The organism is Pseudomonas fluorescens (genome assembly GCF_000730425.1).
GTDB classification, from domain to species: Bacteria; Pseudomonadota; Gammaproteobacteria; order Pseudomonadales; family Pseudomonadaceae; genus Aquipseudomonas; species Aquipseudomonas fluorescens_X.
On record NZ_CP008896.1, the window covers coordinates 13,487 to 31,401 of the forward strand.

The 17,915-nt window shown below is 63.5% G+C and carries 13 protein-coding genes; 1 reads left to right on the forward strand and 12 read right to left on the reverse strand.

The genetic code is table 11. The annotated features are described in order from the left end of the window. Nucleotides 1–32: 32 nt before the first annotated feature. Complete coding sequence (locus tag HZ99_RS00065; protein ID WP_051902957.1) at nucleotides 33–2,453, forward strand: TonB-dependent siderophore receptor; 2,421 nt, start codon at nucleotides 33–35, stop codon at nucleotides 2,451–2,453. A 290-nt stretch (nucleotides 2,454–2,743) separates the two neighbouring features. Here HZ99_RS00065 and HZ99_RS00070 read toward each other — a convergent pair whose 3' ends face one another. From HZ99_RS00070 to HZ99_RS00125, 12 genes are all read right to left on the reverse strand, one after another. Further along, entirely contained in the window at nucleotides 2,744–4,150 is a 1,407-nt protein-coding gene (locus HZ99_RS00070; RefSeq protein ID WP_038440366.1) for a lipid II flippase MurJ, read from the reverse strand. Beyond that, nucleotides 4,150–4,971 carry an acyltransferase gene (locus tag HZ99_RS00075; RefSeq protein ID WP_038440367.1) on the reverse strand — a complete coding sequence of 274 codons (822 nt, stop codon included), beginning with the start codon at nucleotides 4,969–4,971 and terminating at the stop codon, nucleotides 4,150–4,152. Before HZ99_RS00075 ends, HZ99_RS00070 begins: the two co-directional genes overlap by 1 nt. Beyond that, complete coding sequence (locus HZ99_RS00080) at nucleotides 4,968–6,365, reverse strand: O-antigen ligase family protein (protein WP_038440369.1); 1,398 nt, start codon at nucleotides 6,363–6,365, stop codon at nucleotides 4,968–4,970. The genes HZ99_RS00075 and HZ99_RS00080 overlap by 4 nt, the downstream gene beginning before the upstream one ends. After that, nucleotides 6,365–7,468: a glycosyltransferase family 4 protein gene (locus tag HZ99_RS00085; RefSeq protein WP_038440370.1), complete on the reverse strand. Its 1,104-nt coding sequence runs from the start codon at nucleotides 7,466–7,468 to the stop codon at nucleotides 6,365–6,367. Before HZ99_RS00085 ends, HZ99_RS00080 begins: the two co-directional genes overlap by 1 nt. Continuing rightward, on the reverse strand, nucleotides 7,459–8,673 hold the full coding sequence (locus tag HZ99_RS00090; protein ID WP_038440371.1) for a glycosyltransferase family 4 protein: 1,215 nt from the start codon (nucleotides 8,671–8,673) through the stop codon (nucleotides 7,459–7,461). The genes HZ99_RS00085 and HZ99_RS00090 overlap by 10 nt, the downstream gene beginning before the upstream one ends. A gap of 25 nt (nucleotides 8,674–8,698) precedes the next feature. Then, nucleotides 8,699–10,039: a beta-xylosidase gene (locus HZ99_RS00095; protein ID WP_038440372.1), complete on the reverse strand. Its 1,341-nt coding sequence runs from the start codon at nucleotides 10,037–10,039 to the stop codon at nucleotides 8,699–8,701. Further along, nucleotides 10,039–11,217: a glycosyltransferase gene (locus HZ99_RS00100; RefSeq protein ID WP_038440373.1), complete on the reverse strand. Its 1,179-nt coding sequence runs from the start codon at nucleotides 11,215–11,217 to the stop codon at nucleotides 10,039–10,041. Before HZ99_RS00100 ends, HZ99_RS00095 begins: the two co-directional genes overlap by 1 nt. Continuing rightward, nucleotides 11,217–13,196: a GumC family protein gene (locus tag HZ99_RS00105; RefSeq protein ID WP_038440374.1), complete on the reverse strand. Its 1,980-nt coding sequence runs from the start codon at nucleotides 13,194–13,196 to the stop codon at nucleotides 11,217–11,219. The genes HZ99_RS00100 and HZ99_RS00105 overlap by 1 nt, the downstream gene beginning before the upstream one ends. A gap of 76 nt (nucleotides 13,197–13,272) precedes the next feature. After that, nucleotides 13,273–14,094 (reverse strand): polysaccharide biosynthesis/export family protein, encoded by an 822-nt coding sequence (locus tag HZ99_RS00110; protein WP_038440375.1) that lies wholly within the window; start codon nucleotides 14,092–14,094, stop codon nucleotides 13,273–13,275. A 6-nt stretch (nucleotides 14,095–14,100) separates the two neighbouring features. Continuing rightward, a complete protein-coding gene (locus tag HZ99_RS00115; RefSeq protein WP_038440377.1) occupies nucleotides 14,101–15,012 on the reverse strand; it encodes a glycosyltransferase family 2 protein in 912 nt (303 codons plus the stop codon). Continuing rightward, a complete protein-coding gene (locus HZ99_RS00120; protein WP_038440378.1) occupies nucleotides 15,012–16,475 on the reverse strand; it encodes a mannose-1-phosphate guanylyltransferase/mannose-6-phosphate isomerase in 1,464 nt (487 codons plus the stop codon). The genes HZ99_RS00115 and HZ99_RS00120 overlap by 1 nt, the downstream gene beginning before the upstream one ends. After that, complete coding sequence (locus HZ99_RS00125) at nucleotides 16,475–17,914, reverse strand: undecaprenyl-phosphate glucose phosphotransferase (protein ID WP_038440379.1); 1,440 nt, start codon at nucleotides 17,912–17,914, stop codon at nucleotides 16,475–16,477. Before HZ99_RS00125 ends, HZ99_RS00120 begins: the two co-directional genes overlap by 1 nt. Between the last annotated feature and the right edge of the window lies 1 nt (nucleotide 17,915).

The following is a 17,915-nucleotide window of genomic DNA, read 5'->3' on the forward strand; positions in this document are numbered from 1 at the left end:
CCCCAGACACTCACCTATCTGGGGAACAGGGCATGCACCCGCAACGTACCATTCGGGCAACACTGAAAAAAACACTGGCCGTGGCCGTCGTCCGTGGCATCGCCCGCTTCGGTGTGGCCGCACCGTTGTTGCTGGCGCCGACCTGGGCGGTGGCCGCTCCGCAGCAGGCGTTCGATATTGCCCCAGGCTCACTGGCGAGTGCGTTGAACCAGTTTGGCCAGGCCACGCATATCCTGCTGTCCTATCCGGCGGCGCTCACACAAGGGCAGACCAGCCCAGGCCTGCAAGGGCGGTATGACCTCGACACCGGCCTGGCAATCCTGCTGAGCAACAGCTCGCTGCAAGCCGTGCGCGACAGTGGCGGCAACTACTCCCTGGAACCTCGCCCTACTGGCGGCGCGTTGCAACTGGGCACCGTATCGATTTCCGGCAAGGCGCCTGGGTCGACCACCGAAGGCACCGGCTCCTACACCACCCAGTCTTCCAGCAGCTCCACTCGCCTGAACCTGACCCCCAGGGAAACCCCGCAATCTCTGACGGTGATGACCCGCCAGCGCCTCGACGACCAGCGCCTGACCAATCTGTCCGATACCCTGGACGCTACCCCCGGGATCATCGTGTTACGGGATGGCCTGGGTTCGGAAAGCGATGGCTATTTCTCCCGTGGTTTCCAGATCCAGAACTTTGAAATCGACGGCGTGCCCACCGTCACGCGCATGGACAACTACACCCAGAGCATGGCGATGTACGACCGGGTGGAAGTGGTGCGCGGCGCCACCGGCTTGATCAGCGGCATGGGCAACCCCTCGGCCACCATCAACTTGATCCGCAAGCGCCCGACGGCCGAAGCGCGGGCTAGCGTCACCGCCGCCGCAGGCAACTGGGACCGTTACGGCAGTGGTCTCGACGTGTCCGGTCCGCTGACCGAAACCGGCCATGTGCGCGGGCGCCTGGTGGCCGACTACAAGACCGAACATGCCTGGATCGACCGCTATAAGCAGCAGACCCAGCTGCTATACGGCATCACTGAGGTCGACCTGACCGAAGATACCTTGCTGACCCTGGGCTTCAGCTCCCTGCGTACCGACGTCGACGCCCCGGCGCGTTCCGGCTTGCCTACACGCTTTACCGATGGTTCGCGCAGCAACCTCAGCCGCTCCCTGAACACTGCGCCGGCCTGGTCCTATAACGACCATGAGCAGACCAGCTTCTTTACCGCCATCGAGCAGAAGTTCGACAGCGGCTGGAGCGCCAAGGCCGAGTTCACTCATTCGCAAAACAAGTTCGATGAGGTATTCAACTACGTCAACGGCAGCCTCAACAGCGATGGCAGCGGTACCACGCAGTTGCCGGTGCGTTTCTCTGGCACGCCGCGCCAGGACAATCTCGACCTGTACGCCACCGGCCCGTTTGACCTGATGGGGCGCGAGCACGAGTTGATCGCTGGCGTGACCCTGTCCAAGTACAAGGAAAACGTGCCCAGCCATGGCGGCTGGAACTACACGTATTCCGGCTCACCGGCGGGCGCCATCGACAACCTGTTCAGCTGGGATGGGCACTCGGCCAAGCCGGACTTCCCAGTGACCGGCAAATCCTCGGTGGATGAAAGCCAGTACGCCGCCTACCTCAGCACGCGCCTGCGGATGACCGACGACCTGAGCGTGATCCTTGGCAGCCGGGTCATCGACTGGAAGCGCGAAACCGCAGACAGCCCCTACGGCGCGATTGCCACCCGCACCCGCGAGTCGGAAACCGGCGTGTACATTCCCTATGCCGGCGTGGTCTACGACCTGACCGAAAACTGGTCGGCGTACGCCAGCTACACCAAGATCTTCAATCCCCAGGCCAGTTGGGTACGCGATATCAACAACAAGGCCCTGGAGCCCATGGAAGGCAAGGGCTACGAGTTGGGCCTCAAGGGCAGTTTCTTCGACGAGCAGTTGAACACCAGTCTGGCGTTGTTCAAGCTGGAACAGGATAACCTGGCGATCTGGATCGACACCCCGGGTGGCAACACCTACCGCAACGAGAAGGGCACCACCACCGAGGGGGTCGAGCTGGAACTCAACGGTGAACTGGCCGAAGGCTGGCAAGCGTCGGCGGGTTACGCTTATGCGCTCAGCACTGATGCCGATGACAAACGCATCGTCACCACCTTGCCGCGCCAGAGCCTGAAGACCTTTACCACCTACCGCCTGCCGGGGGTGTTGAACAAGCTGACCGTGGGTGGCGGGGTGAACTGGCAGAGCAAGGTCGGTGAGGACCTGCACACCTTCAGCCAGGGCAGCTACGCCATTACCAACCTGCTGCTGCGCTATGAGGTGACACCGCAGTTGAGTACCTCGGTCAACCTCAACAACCTGTTCGACCGCGAGTACTTCAGCTATGCCGGCAACCACGGGATGTATGGCGCGCCGCGCAACCTGATGACCAGCATCAAGTACGACTTCTAGACCTGCCCACGATCCCCAGTGGGAGCGGGCTTGCCCGCGATGGCGATAGTCCAGCCACTGTTTCTCGCGGCTGACACACCGCCATCGCCGGCAAGCCAGCTCCCACATTTGATTTGTGGTGTGGCACAAAATGCTGTGCCCAACAGCGATCCCCAGTGGGAGCGGGCTTGCCCGCGATAGCGGTGGTTCAGTCGCTGTTTCAGGCGGCTGACACACCGCCATCGCCGGCAAGCCAGTTTCTACAAACAGCAGGTGCGCGCTGGCTTTTGCTGTGCCTTTGCTTTCGCAGTTCAGGCCTTCCAAGGCTTGAACCACAGCCCCAGCCCTGCCAACACCACGATGCCCGCCAAGGTAGTCAGCCCCAACTGCCAGCCATCGTTATGCAGCGGGTGCAGTACGAGCGCGGAGACTCCCAGCAACACCACACTCAGCCCCCACTGCAACGGCCAGCCCAGTTGCCCGAGCAGCTGTTGGCGTTGCATCAGCAGCAGGTTGGTGACGATCACCCCTCCCAAGGCCGCCAAGGCAATGCCCGGCAGGCCGAACACGTACGGCAGCAATACCAGCAGGCCGGCATTGACCAGGCTGCCCAGCAGTTCGCACTTGAGTGGCAGGCGCGTGTCGCCGCTGGCGTAGGCATAGCGGGCGAGCATGGCGTTCCACGCGCCGAACACCAGTGGTGTGGCGAACCAGGCGAGGAGGGCGGGCAGCGGGCCGTCGGCGCTTTGTGCGGGCATCAGCAGGTGAATCAGCACCGGGCTGGCGCCAATCAGGCCGAGGGCTGCAGGCAGACTCAGCAGAGTCGCGGCGTCCAGGCCTCGGCGCAGCAGCGCCAGGCGTTGTTGGCCCTGTTCGCCGCTCATCATCCCCAGCAGCACCTGGTTGAGGCTCATCAGGGCAATCAGCGGCAGGTTGATCAGCTTGCGCGCCAGGTTGACCCAGGTCACCGCGCCTTCGCCCAGGTAGCTGGCGATCAACCGTTCGAGCAAGGCCAGGCCCTGGCTGGCGACGTTGCTCGCCAACAGCGGACCGATACGCCCCAGCAGTTCGCGGCCGGCCAGGGCATCGCCCTTGACTTGCCAGGGGCGCCAGCCGAACGACCAGACCGGCGCCAGCAGCGGCAGACACATCAACACGCTGCCGGCAAAAAAACACATCGCCAGCTCGGCGCTGTCGCTGGCCGTGCCACGGATAAACAGGTACAGCACCGGCGGCAGGTTGAACAGCAACGAACCCAGCCCCGGCAGCACAAAGCGCTGGCGCGCCTGCAACGGAATGCTGAACAGGCCGTGCATCACCAGCCCCGGCGCACAGGCGGCCAGCCAGCGCAGGTTGGCGGCAGCCTGGTCGTGGGCGGCGGCGTCCAGCCCCGGGCCGATCAGCCGTACCCACAAGGGCGCGCCGAGGGCCAGCAGGGCGAACAGCGCCAGACCCACGCCGAGCAGGCGCGGCGACAGGCTGGCCAGCCAGGCCTGCTGGCGCTGCGCATCACGTTGTTGATAGAGGGGCAGGGCAGCGGCGGCAAGCAGCCCGGCGGCCAGGGTCATGCGCAGCGCTTCGGGCAAAAATACCGCCACCAGGAACCCGTCGCTGCGGCTGCCCGCACCCCAGGCCGCGACCAGCAGCCATTCGCGGGCAAAGCCGGCCACCAGCCCGGCAAGGGTCGCCAGGGTCAGCCACAGGGTGCTGCCAAACATCAGTGGAACAGGGTGAACAGGCCCTTGCCACCCACCTTGTAGTTCAGCCCGCGAGCACGTTCGCCCATGACTTTGGCCCCGGTGCCGCCGACAATTTTGTACGGTGCGACGGTTTTGGCCACCACGGTATTGGCGCTCACCACCGAGCCTTCGCACAGATGGGTACCGAAACCGATCAGCGCACGGCTGCCGATCCACACGTAGTCGTCGATGTAAATCGCCCCGGAAATCGACCAGAACTCCGGCGCCTGCAAGTCATGGCTGCCGGCGATGATCAGCACATGGGAGGCAATCGCCACATGGTTGCCGATGATCAGGCCGGAGCGCGCATCCACCTGGCAATGCCAGCCGATCACGGTGTCGTCGCCGACTCTCAGGTTGTGGATGCCCAGCACCTCAGTGTTGCGCCACAGGCTGGAACCCTTGCCGATCTTCGCGCCGCCCAGGCGCAGCCAGCCTATGCGAATGTGGTGGCTGGGGATCTTGTTGATGAGGATGTTGTAGGCCATGTCCCAGGCGCTGCGCCAGCGATCCTTGAGGGTTGCCCAGTTCTTGCCATAGATCGGCAGGAACTGGGCCGGGACATCCTGTTTCATGCGATGGAACAAGCGGCGTGCCACCGGCTGTTCAAGGGTCGGCTCCACGTCAAAGGAGGTCATCCAGAAGCGTTTGTTCTCGCCTTCGCCCTCTTCAAAAACCACCTCGTTGGCCAGGCACCAGTCCAGGCCTTCTTGCAGGTCTTGCAGGCTGACCCCCAGCTCGCTGGCCAGGGCGGGCAGACGGTCACGCAGGTCGGTAGAGTGAATAGTGCGATGTTTCATGGTCGGTCATCCTTTGGCACGGAAACAGGAGCGGTAATGATCGGGCTCAGGCGTACCTGTTGCAGGCTGATGCCCATCAACAGCCAAAACAGCGCGATCAATACAAAGGTAAAGCTGAAGTAGTGGTCGAAAATCCCGGTCAGCAGCGCCGCCAGCACACCGCACACGCTGCCCAGCCACAGGGCGTTGTCGGCGGTGACTTTGCGCACCGATCCCAGCGGCCGCACTTCACGCCACCACAACACGGTGACGGCGATAAACAGCAACATTCCCGGAAGGCCGACCTTGTAGATGAAGTTGAGCCACAGGTTGGAAATCCCCAGCAGGTTAGTGCCCGGCACCGGCGGGTCGATCTTGAAGCCGATCCCCAGTGGGTACCTGCTCATCGCATCAGGGAACCTGGCGTACTCGTCGAAGCGGATCTCGGTACTGGCGTTGCTGGTCGAGAACATCGTCATCAAACGGTCCTGCAACGGTGGGTAGAACATCACCAGGGCAATCACAAACGCCACGCCGATGCCAATGATCCGCCCGCTGTGGGGCACGCGCTTGTAGGTGAGCCAGATCAGGATCAGTGCCAGGGCCACAATCGCGCCGCGGGAGATACTCAGCAGCAGGCCGGCGCACCCGAGCACCGCCACTGCCAGGCCCAGGGCGCGACGCCAGCCGGTGCGGGTCCAGCCATAGAACAGCGCCAGCGGGATAAACAGCACCAGCACGCCACCGGTCAGGTTCGGGTGGACCCAGGGCGAGGCCATGCGCTTGTAGTTGGCCGAGAAGATATCTTTCACCGCCTCAGGGTGGGCGTATTTGAGGTCGGTGAGGATGTCGATCATTGACATCGCGTTGCGCGTCTTGAGGAACATGAAGATCGACAGTGACAGCATCGCCAGGTTGCCCAGCAGCAGGGCGACCACCACTTTGTCACGGTCGGCATCGGTGCGCAGCAGCAGCGGCACGATAAACAGCAGCGACAGGTTCATCAGCCAGCGCACCCAGTTCACCGGCCCGTTGCCTTCGGCGTGGATGATGATCATGCCCCAGATAAACGGAATGGTGCTGAACAGCATCAGCCACATCAGCGCCCGTTCGGTGGGGCGCCAGACCATGAAGCCACGGGTCTTGCCAATAAACGATTGCCAGAACACCCCGGCCCAGGTCAGCCCCAGCACCGCCTCGCTGATGGTGGTGCGGATCCCCAACTGCAAGGTGGTATAGGGAATGCTGGTGGCCAGGACCGCAAAGATCAGCAAGCCCCACAACGGTTTGCGGATCAGGGTCAGCGCCACGCCCAGGCCGACGACGATCATAAAGACCTTCATCGGCGGCAATGCCAGCAGCAAGCCACCGAAGACCAGGCCCAGGAGCAGACTAACGAGTTTTCCTGGCAGCATTAGCGGTTCAATTCCTTGAGCAGTTTATCCAGGTGCAGGCGATAGGCCGGTTCGGCAAATTGCCGGGCCCACGTGCGTTGCAGTTCGGGGTCGACCGTGGCCCCAGGTGCCGCCAGTGACAGCATCAATGCATGCAGTTGCCCGGCGTCGCGGGGGGCAAAGCGCGGCGCCGTGGGGGGCGCCACTTCATCCAGGGCCGAACCACGGGCGACCGCGACTGGCGTGCCGACACTCAGTGCCTCCACTACCGGCAAGCCAAACCCTTCGGCATAGGAAGGCTGCCACAGGTATGCGGCATGCCGGTAGAGCGCCTGCAGCTGGCCGTCGGATAACCCGCTGTGCCAATGCAGGCCGGGCAACTCGCCGAGGGTCGCCGGCACATCGCTGGCGTGGCCCACCAGCACCAGGTCTGGCACGTTCGGGTCCAGGGCGCGGCTGGCTTGCCATTGCGCCAGAAAAAACGCCATGTTCTTGCGTGGCTCACGGGTGCCCACCACCAGCCAATAGCGCGCCGGCACGCCTGCGGGCAGCGGCTCGGGCGCCGCGGTGAACGCCGGCACCAGGTTATTCAACACCCGGAACTTGGCCCGCGCCCAGGGGAACAGGCGCGCGGCTTCATCGCACGAAAACTGCGACGGGCACCACACCCGGTCCGCCTGCCACACCGACCAGGCAATCGACGCGCCATCAATCAGGCGATAGGCCAGGGCCTTGAGCCTGGAGCGATGGAAGTTGCGCTGGGTCAGTTGAAACAGATCGTGCAGCACCAGCACATAGCGGGTGCCCGCGGGTTTGCGGCACAGGGGCAAGCCCATATTGGCCGTGGCGATGTACAGCTCGATCCGCTGTTCGTGGATCGCCCGGGGCAGGAAGCCACGTTCGAAACGCAGCCGTACCTGGGGGCGTTGCAGGCCTTCCAGTGGGCTGGCCCAGGCCGGGCAAACCGCCGTTTCGCGCTGGGGGGGATCCAGTGGCGCCTCGCTCAACAGCACCACGTCAGTGTCATCCCGGGCGCGCAAGGCCTGCTCCAGGGCCAGGACCTGACGGGCAATGCCCGACGAAGGCGCGACCGTGGCGGGGCGATAATCCAGGGCTACGCGCATGCTTGGGGCTCCTGATGGGGGGGCAAGGTGCGGTAGATCTGCTCCAGTTCGTTACCGGCCACCGCCCAGTCGTGATAGTTGCGCGCGTAGTCCCGCGCGGCATCCGCCAGTTGCCTGGCCTGCGTCGGTTCGTCCAGCAGGCGCACGATGGCATCGGCCAGGGCCGCGCTGCTTTCCCCGGCCAGATAGTGCACCTGCGCCTCAACCGCCAGCCCGGACACGCCCTGGGCGGTGCTCACCAGCGGCAGGCCGGCGGCCATCGCTTCCAGCACTTTGAGTTTGGAGCCACCCCCATGGCGCAGCGCGGCGACAAAACCTGCGCAGCGGCGCTGCAAGGCGGTCAGGTCGGGGACAAAACCCTGCCATTCAATACGCTCGTCCGGCCAGCGCTCGCGCCAGGGTTCAGGCAAGCCAAAGCCCGCCACCGCCAGGCGCGCGCCGGGGCACTGCAACCAGACCCTGGGGAAGATGTCGTCGAGCAGCCACTGCACCGCATCAAGGTTGGGCGCGTACTCGTAGTTGCCGACAAACAACAGGCGCTGGCTCTGTGCATCGGCGCGGACCTCGCTGAATGCACGGCTATCAACGCCATTGACCACCACGCTTACCGGTGTGGCGGTCAGTTGGCCGATGGCCTGGGCATCGGCCTGGGTCACGGCCACCACATGGCACGCTGCATCAAACGCCTTGCGTTCCCACTGCCGGCAGCGCCACTGGTCGTAGCGCACGAACGGTGCGGCCCATTTCGGGAAGCGGTCATAGGTGGCGCCGCCCAGGCTCGATTCCAGGTTATGTTCGGTGAGCACGAAATCCCGCGATTGCTGCTGCAAAATATTGAGGTACGGTTGCAGGCTATAGCTGTGCTCGACCTGGATCACATCCCAGGTTTCCTCCAGCAGTTCGCTAAAGCGCGCCTGCAACCCCGGCGACAGGCCGTTGACCGTGGTCAGCAGCGGCCACGGCGCAAACACCCCGGCGAGCAGGGTCATGGGATGCTTCAGGGGCCGGCGCGGTGCCACGATCAGGCGTTCGAGCAAGGGCTCAAGGGCCGCGTGCACGGCGGCATCGGCTGGTGTCTTCGATTGCACCAGCAAGGTGATGCGATGCCCGCGCTCACTCAAGGTGCGCAGCAAATGGTACTGCCGGGTCTTGCCGCCGCTGGTCATCGGCCACGGCAGATAGGGCACAATCCACAGGATTCTCACGTGCAGCTCTCCATGCCTGGGCGTGCTACCACACCAATATCTGCAACGACGGTTTCACCACGGGGCGAATGCCGTTGGCGTCGTTCAGGGTTTGTTTGTCGCCGGTCAGCGGGTCCAACAGCTCGGCGCTCTTGATCTCGGGCAAGGTGATGCGGGTGCCTTCGGCGCTCCAGTACATCAACAGGCGTTTGCCGTCGTCGCGGGTCCAGGCCACGCTGTACAGGGTGTTCGGTACATCCTTGAGCAGCGGCGTCGCACCGGGCTTGAGGCTGGGGCCGGTGATGTCGAGGAAGCGGGCGAGGGCGTTGTAGACCGGCTTGGGCTCGCCGTTGAGGTCCAGCAGGCCGTAGTGCTGGTCACGCACGGAGGCGCGCTGATCCAGGTCGGACAGGGCAAACAGGAAAATCTTCTGGTAGTCCTGGGATGCCATCAGCGCCAGGCGCCGCAAGGTGTAATCGGCCTGGCCGTCGATGCCGATCAGGTCTTGCATCTCCTTGGGCCCGTTGTAGCTGGACCAGCCCCACTCGGTGGCCCACACATCCTTGACCCCGGCGCCGTGCAGCACCGCATTGAGCTGGTCGCCGCGCAGCAGCACTTCATTTTTGCCCGGTTCGTCGGTTTCCGGGGTCATGGAGTAGGGGTGATAGGCCGCTACCATGCCCAGGGTTTGTACGCCCATTTTGCCGAGGGCTTCGAACATCAGGGTCTTGCCACGCGGCGGCATCTGGCTGTAGTAGGCCATGCCGCCCATCACCTGGAGCTTGTCCGGGGCGGCGATCTTCAGGGCCTGGTGACTGGCCAGCAACAAGCGCGCGTATTCCTCGGCATTCACCTGCGGGCGCCAATTGTTCGGCAGGTTCTGTTCGTTCCACACCTGCCAGGCGTCGATGTTCGGGTAGCGCTTGGCCAACAGCGCCAGGCGCAGGGCATACACGTTGGCATCCCGGGGCCGGTACTGGTCCTGGAATGGGGCGCCCCGGGGGGCGGTGGTGATAAACGGCGCCGAGCCCACCAGGTAGAACACCGAGCGGATTTTCTCGGCGGTCAGGGTGCGGTCCAGTTCATCGAAGGTGCTCAGTTGATAGTCTTCTTCCTTGGGTTCCAGGCGGTCCCAATGCAGGTCGACACGCACCCAGTCCAGCCCCAGTTTCTGGTATTGGCGGATCTGCTTTTGGTATTGCTCGGGCTTGAACCACAGAAAGTGCGCGTTCACCCCCAAAAACTCGCGCCAGACCACGGTGCGCTGGGGCGCCAGGTTGACCGGCTCTGCGTCGACCTTTTCACTGAGCAGCAGTGCGCCGCCCACGGCCAGGGCAACAACCAACGGCAGGTAGCGCCATATTCGGCGAGTAGCGGGGGTGTTCATCACAAAGGCTCCTTGACTGCGGCCTGGAACAACTCGGCAAAGCGTTGGGCTGTGCTGGACCACTGGCGCTGCCGGCCGATGTCGGCAGCGTGGTCGGCCCACTGGCGGGCCTGTTGCGGGTCGAGGATCAGGCGGTTCAATGCATCGCTCAACGAGGCGATATCGCCCTGTTGATAGGTGATGCCATTGCCAGCGGCAACCTCTTCGGCAAAGGCCCGGGCATTGGAGGTAATCACCCCGCGCCCGCAGGCGTTGGCCCAGGACAGCGCGCCACTGGTGCCGCGCATCTGTCCCAGGAAACCGAGCTTCTTGGATTCACGGTACGGCAGCACCATCACATGGTGCGCCTGGATGGTGTGCGGGATATCGGCCGAGGGCAGGTCCAGGTGCCAGTCCACCACGTCGCCCAGTTGCAGGGTGGCGATCAGTTGGCGCAGGCCGTCGAGGTAATTGCCGGCCGGATCGAAGGTCATTTCCGGCGCGGTGCCACCGGCGAGGGTCAGGCGCACCTGGCCACGGCATTGCGGGTGGGCGGCCAGGGAGCGGGCCAGGGCCTGCAACAGGTCTTCGATGCCCTTGCCCCGGTAGATAAAGCCGAAGTACAGCAGGCGCAACGGTTGCAACGGCGGCAGGGCCACGGGGGCGATGGGCAGGTTGCCGTGGGCAATCACGGCCACTTGCCCGGGATTGAGGCCCATGCGCTGGCGCAGGCAATCGCCACCCAGGCGGGTGAGGGTGATCAGGCGGCGCATGCTTTTGGCCAGGCGCCGTTCTTCGTAAAGGGTCAATGGATCGGCCAGCAGCGCCGCCGCCTGGGGCAGCGGGTGGGGCAGGCGTTCGAGCAGGGTCAGCGGGAAAAACAGCCTGGCCCGGCGCCAGATCAGGCGTTCCGGGTCGTGTACGGTAGCGGTCAGCGGCAATTGCGGCTGGGTCCGGCGCAAGTAATCCAGGGCCTGGAATTCGGCGAAGCGCCCACCGCCCAGCTCGGCATGGACCAGGTCCACGCCGCGCCAGTCAAAGGCTTGCAGGCGGCCCATCTGTTCTGCCAGGTCCAGGCAACCTTCCAGCGGCGTCAGCACCTCCAGGCCCCGTTCGCGCAACGCGCTGCGCAAGTGCGCAGCGTAGTCGGCGATCCCGGTCTGCTCCGGCGGCAGTGGCGCCAGCAGCGCAATGCGCATCAGGCCGCACCGCGCCAGCTGTTGATCCGCGCCAGGACATTGGCCGGCACTTCAAAACGGCGGCGGTTGAGGATCATCCCATCGACTTTGCCGAACGCGGTGGTCAGCAACGACAGGGCGTTCTCGATGGTGGGGACGGTGCTGGTGCGGGCTTCGATCACCAGCACAATCTGGTCGGCGCGGCGCAGGGTGAGGAATGCCTGCGGGTTGGACGACAGGGCAGAGGCGTCCAGCAGCAGTACTTCACCCGGCTGCGCCGCTTGCGTGCCATTGACCGTGACCCGATGCCCGCGCTCTTCGAGCAGGCGCTTGAGCTGCTCGATGATAAAGCTCACGCCTTCGCCATGCCGTGCCGAGGTCAGGCCCAGGGCAAAGCCGTCGCTGGCGATGCGCTCGGCGGGCAGCAGGCTGTACAAGCGATAGATGCTGGCGGTGAGGGCCGCCGGCGTCGCATGCTGCACATCGGGGATGCTGCTCCACAGCGGTACGCCAAACACTTCCTGCAACCGCGCACCATCGTGGATGCGCTGGTCCAGCAGGTACAGCACGTAGATGGTCAGCAAACCGACGGCCAGGCCGGCCGGAATGGTGAACAGCAGAATCAGCAGGCTCTTGGGAAACACGCGCGCCGGGTTGAGGGTGGCGTGCTCGATCAGGGCGATGTTGCTGATCTGGCTGCTGTCCAGTTCGTGGTCGATGCGCGCCTGTTCGAGGTTTTCCGAGTACAGCGCGTAGCTTTTCTCGGCGGTGCGCAGTTGCTGGGTCAGCTTGTTCAGCTCGGGCTCATCGGTCATCGCCTGGTCACGCTGGGCGCGCAGTTCGGCGAGGGTCTTGTCGTAGTTCTCGATTTCCCCGGCCAGTTTGCGCTCTTGCAACTGGGCGTCGATGATCTGCTGCTTGACGTTGATCACCAGGCTGTTGGGCGCGGTGTTTTGCGAGCGTTCCAGGCGTGTGGCTTCCTGGGCGCTGAGGGCTTCCATGTCGCGGATGTTCTGCTCGATCTGGTTGACCTGCGGCGTGCCTGGCAGGTAGGTGCGCAGCAGGCGCGCGCGCTCCACTTGCAGGGCATTGAGCTGGCGCTTGAGGTCAAGCTGGGTCGGGTTGAGGCTGGTTTCCCGGGCGGTGACCACTTCCGCTGGCTGGCTCTTGATCTGCTGGCTGGCGTTGGCCAGGAAGCTGCGGATCCCGGCGATCTGGTTTTGTGCGCTGACCTTGGCGTCGGTGACGCGATCGATCTGGTTGGTCAGGTTTTTCAGGCGCGCATCCACGCTGATCGAATCGATCTGCTTCAAGCGGCCCTGCAGTTCATCCTTGAGCCCCTGGATGTTGGTGGCGACCTTGGTGCGCTCGGCTTCATAGAAGGTATGCAGGCTCTTGCGCCCAAGAATCCGCGCACGCTCTTCGAGGTAGGCATTGACCCAGGTCTCGACGACCTTTTGCGCGATGACCGGGTCGTCCCAGGTGAAGGAAATCTCGATCACCGAGGAGCCCGGTTCGTGGCCGGCCTCGAAATTCTTCTCCAGCTTGGTCGCCAGGCGTTCCAGCGGGCTTTGTTTCTCGGCCAGGCCGACGAATTGCAGGACGCTGCGCACCACATCCAGCACTTCCCCGGCGGCTTTCTTGACGTAGAACTTGGTGACTTTCCAGAAGCCCTGTGGCGGCTCGGAGGTCATTGCCAGGTAGCGCTCGGCAACGATATGCACGATGGGCCGGCCGGTGAGCATTTTCTCCTCATCCACAATCGGGTCGTGCTGGGTGCTTGGCGCAATCAGCGTCTGGCGGTTGGCGGCTTCGATCGGCAGTGTGGTGTTGTCCCGCCCAGGCTTGACCAGCAAGCGTGCGTCGGACTCGTAGCGAGCCGGCAACAGGAAGGCACCCAGCACGGCCACCACAATCGTGGTGATCACGGCCAGCTTGAATTCGCGGCGGAAAATGAAAAACAGCCGCAAGAGGTCGCGTAGAGAGCGGATTTCGATCACAGGATCACTCCATTGAATATGTGGTGTACGCCAGACGGGAACAGTCGGTTCGAGTGATACGAAGCCTGGTCCATAATCATTGGCCTGCGTTGATGACTGGGTTGTTGTAGATGGTGTTGCCGCTGTTCTTCACGCCGCTGTCGTTGAGGTCGTAGTTCAAGCCCACGCCAATGCCCTTGTTGATCGGGAACAGGCGGGTGAAGTACATATCCACCGCTTCTACCGTGGCGCCGATGCCCGACTGCGGCACATAGATCAGGTCGCCACGCTGCAGAGCGACCCGTGGGTGGTTGGGGTCGGTCAGCATGTTGTTCAAACTGATGAAGTAGGTCTTGTACTTGCCATCCGGGCCGGTACGCATCAAGGCCACGTTGGAAGCATCGGCCGAGGCCAGTACCCCCCCGGAGCTGAGCAGGGCCTGCTCCACACTGACATTGCCCGCGAGGTCGAAGAACGCCGGGTTAGGTACCGCACCGCCGATAAACACCTTGTTGCTCGGGGCGCTGGCGATGTTCACCGTCACTGCCGGTTCACGGTAGATGCGCTTGTACTTGTCGGTGATTTCCTTGCCCAGGTCTTCGGGCGTGCGCAAGGCCGCCTTGATCCGGCCGATGTTGGGGATCGAAATCACACCGTCGGGCCGCACGGCAAATACCGTCATTTCGTCGGCCGCCGCGGGTTCCTGGGCATCGCGCACGATGCGCAACAGGTCGCCACTCTGGATCAGCACCTGCGGGGGCGGCAGGTCGGCCAAGGTCAGCGCCGCCTGGTGGCCGGCCTTGAGCGTGTTGTTATCAGGAAGCGGCACCCGCGCGGGGGTCGAACAACCAGCCAGCCAGATCGAGGCACTCAACAGGCTGAACAGGGTAAGACGGGAACGTCGGTTGGTAGTCTTCATGACGGCTCAAGTCCAGTAGGTGGAAAACATGCCCAGGCGCTGCTTGAGCGATTTGGGCAGGTAGCGTTCAAGGTGGCCGAGGCGATAGCCCAGCAATTTAAAGGCACTGCGCACCAGCACTTCGGGCGCGCGGTGCAAGGCGTTGGCCTCGCGCAAGGCACGTAGTTCGGCCAGTACATAGCGTTTACCTTCACCGCCGGCGTCGCCGAATGCCTGGCGGATCCACGGCTCGCGGCCATAGAACACACCAATGTCGAAGTAGCGGTGAAATTCATCCATGAGTCGGTAATCGTGGGAGTGGTACACCCGGGCGCTGGCGGCGTACTGCACCTTCCAGCCGGCCAGCAGCAGGCGTGCGGCGACGTAGGCGTCCTCGCTGCCGATCACATCGGCCGGGAACCCGCCCACGGCCTGCAGGGCGCTGCGCCGGTACATGGAAAACGAGTCGGAGCTGAAGCAGGTCTTGATCCCCAACTGCGGTGCATCGGCCAGGCTTTTGCGGCGGCTGTGCGCCGGGTAGTTGAAGTGTCGCGACTGCGCACCCAGCACACCTGCGCCAGGGTGTGGCAGTTGCCGGCCATAGGCGACGCCGTTGAGTGGGTCCAGTTGCAGCTCTGCGAGCAGGTTGGCGAAGCTCTCGGGTTCGGCTGGGATCGCGTCCTGGGTCATTACGATCAGGGCGTCGCCGCTCACTTGCTCGCTGGCCCGGCGCCGGGTGCCGCCGTGGTTGAAGTCGCGGGCATCGATCACTTCGACCCGCGCGCCGAACTCGCGAAAGCGCGCCACCGTGTCATCGCTCGACGCGCTGTCGACCACCAGCATTTCGTCGGGTTGCAGGGTCTGCATGCGCAGCGCCGGCAGCAGCCGGTCGAGGTGGCTGGCGGCGTTGCGGGTCGGAATGATCAGGGAGGTACGCATCAGGGGTTGGGCTCGCTGGCGGGCGCACGGCCGTAGATGTCGTCGAAGCGCACGATATCGTCCTCACCCAGGTACTCGCCGCTCTGCACCTCGATCATCACCAGGTCGATGATGCCGGGGTTGGTCAGGCGGTGTTTGTGCCCGGCAGGAATATAGGTGGACTCGTTCATGTTGAGCAGGATCTCGCGCTCGCCATTGGTGATCATGGCCGCGCCGCTGACCACCACCCAGTGTTCGCTGCGGTGATGGTGCATCTGCAACGACAGCGAGCCCTTGGGCTTGACCACGATGCGCTTGATCTTGAAGCGGGTGCTTTCCTCCAGCACCGTGTAGGTGCCCCAGGGCCGGGTGACGGTGCGGTGCAGGCTGAAGGCCGGGTGGTTCTGGCGCTTGAGCTCGGCGACGATATGGCGCACGTCCTGGCTGCGGTTGGCGTCGGCAATCAGCAGGGCGTCGGGGGTGTCGACGATGATCAGGTCACGTACCCCAACGGCCCCCAGCACGCGCTTGGGCGAATCGATATAGCAATTGTGCACGTCGTGCAGGATCGCTTCGCCATTGATCTGGTTGCCGTGGTCGTCGCTGGGGGTCAACTGGCGCAGGGCTTCCCAGGAGCCGATATCGCTCCAGCCAATGTCACAAGGCACCACGGCGACCTGGGCGGATTTCTCCATCAGGGCCACGTCGATGGAGATGTCTGGTGCGGTGCCAAAGCCTTGCGGGTTCAGTTCGCGCTGGCGGCTGTTGCTGTTTTGCAGGCTGGTGCTGTGCTCCAGAGCGGCCTTGGCCGCGTCCAGCACGGCCGGCGCATGGGACGCCAGCTCTTGGAGCAGGGTGGCGGCCTTGAAGCAGAACATCCCGGCATTCCACAGGTGCTTGCCGCCGTCCAGGTAGCCTTGGGCGGTGGCCAGGTCAGGTTTTTCGACGAAACGCTGCACGCAAAAACCTTGGGCCAGGGCGGCGCCTTGTTCGATATAGCCAAAGCCGGTCTCGGGGCGGTCGGGCTGGATGCCGAAGGTCACCAGGTAACCCGCTTCGGCCAATTCGCGGGCCTGGGCCACGGCCTTGGCGAAGGCGTTTTCGTCGAGGATCAGGTGGTCGGCAGGCATCACCAGCAACTGCGCATCACCGCCGAAAAACTCTTGCACGTGCAGGGCCGCGACCGCGATGGCCGCAGCCGTGTTGCGGCCGAACGGTTCGAGCAGCAGATCCAGGCCCAATTGGGCCGTGTTGACCGCGCGGTAATCGTCGAGGGTACGAAACAGCAGGTCGCGGTTGGTCACGGTCAACACGCTGTCGACCCCCGGCAAGTGGCTGGCGCGCAGGAACGTTTTCTGCAACAGGCTCTGGTCGTCGCGCATGCGCATGAACGGCTTGGGCATGTTCTGCCGCGAAACCGGCCACAGCCGCGTGCCCGAGCCACCGGAGATGATGCAGGGAATCAATCCGTTGAGGGTGTTCATCAATAGACTTCCTTGGTGGAAAGGACGGCCGGGACCGTCATGAAAACGATGTACAGGTCAAACCACACCGACCATTTGGCGATGTATTCCAGATCGTATTCGACCCGTTTCTGGATCTTGAACAGGGTGTCGGTTTCACCCCGGTAGCCATTGATCTGGGCCCAGCCGGTGATGCCCGGCTTGACCCGGTGCCGCGAGCTGTACTCGTTGACGGCTTCCTCGAAAGGAATCCCGGCGGCCTTGGTGGCCGTGGCATGGGGGCGCGGGCCGACCATCGACATGTTGCCCAGGAGTACGTTGAACAGCTGGGGCAGTTCGTCGATGCTGGTCTTGCGAATGACTCGCCCGACCCGGGTGATACGCGGGTCGAGGCGGGTGGTCTGGCATTCGGCATTGATGTCCGTCTGGTCGACGTACATGGAGCGGAACTTGAACACGTGGATCAGGTTGTCGTTGTAGCCAAAACGCTTCTGGCGAAACAGCACCGGGCCCTTGGAGTCGAGTTTGATGGCAATGGCCGTCACCAGCATGATCGGCGACAACAGCAACAGGCCGGCGCTGGCCAGCAGCAAGTCCTCGCAGCGCTTGATAAACGGCGACCAGCCGCGCAGCGGCAGTTGCGAGGTGTTGAACATCAGGATGCCGCCGACGTCGGTGATGCGGTTGTGGCCGTAACGCAAAGCGGCCATGTCCGGCACCAGCATGACGTTGACCGACATCTGCCGCAGGCGCTTGACCAGCCCGTTGATGCGCTGCTCGGCAGCCCAGGGCAGGGTGATCATCACTTGGTTGACCTGTTCGGACCTGATCAGTTTTTCCAGGTCACGGGTATTGCCCAGCAACGGCAGGTTGCTCAGTTCCTTGGGGATGCGTTCGGTGCGGTCGTCGATAAAACCGATCAGGCCGGAGCGGATATCACTGTTGCGCGACAGGTGTTCGGCCACATGGATGGCAGTGTCGGTAAAGCCGAGGATCACCGTGCGCTGCAGGAACTTGCCGTTCTTCATCAGGTTGCGGTACAGGCGCAGCATCAGGATCCGTTCCACGCCAAACAGCATCAGGCTCAGGGTGAACCAGAACATCAGGTTGCGTGGGCTCAACTGCGGGAACAACTGCAGGATCTGGTACATGAACAGCAGGATGCAAAACGCCGAGATCCAGGCGACCAACATGACGCGAAAACGCAGGCGATTGCTGAACAGGTCCTCGGAGTACACCCCCAGGGCCTGGAACAGAATAATGGTCAGGATCGCAAAAAACAGCAGCAGGCCAAGGTAGTGGTTGCGCATGTCCTGGGCGACCGGGTCCGGGTAGAACAACAGGATCATCGCCGGCAGAACGGCCGTCAGACCGTGGAGCAATTTGACGAAAACAACAAAAAACTCAACAAAGCCGGTACGAGTCAGAAACAGGCTGTCGACTGACGACTTCTCACGCATA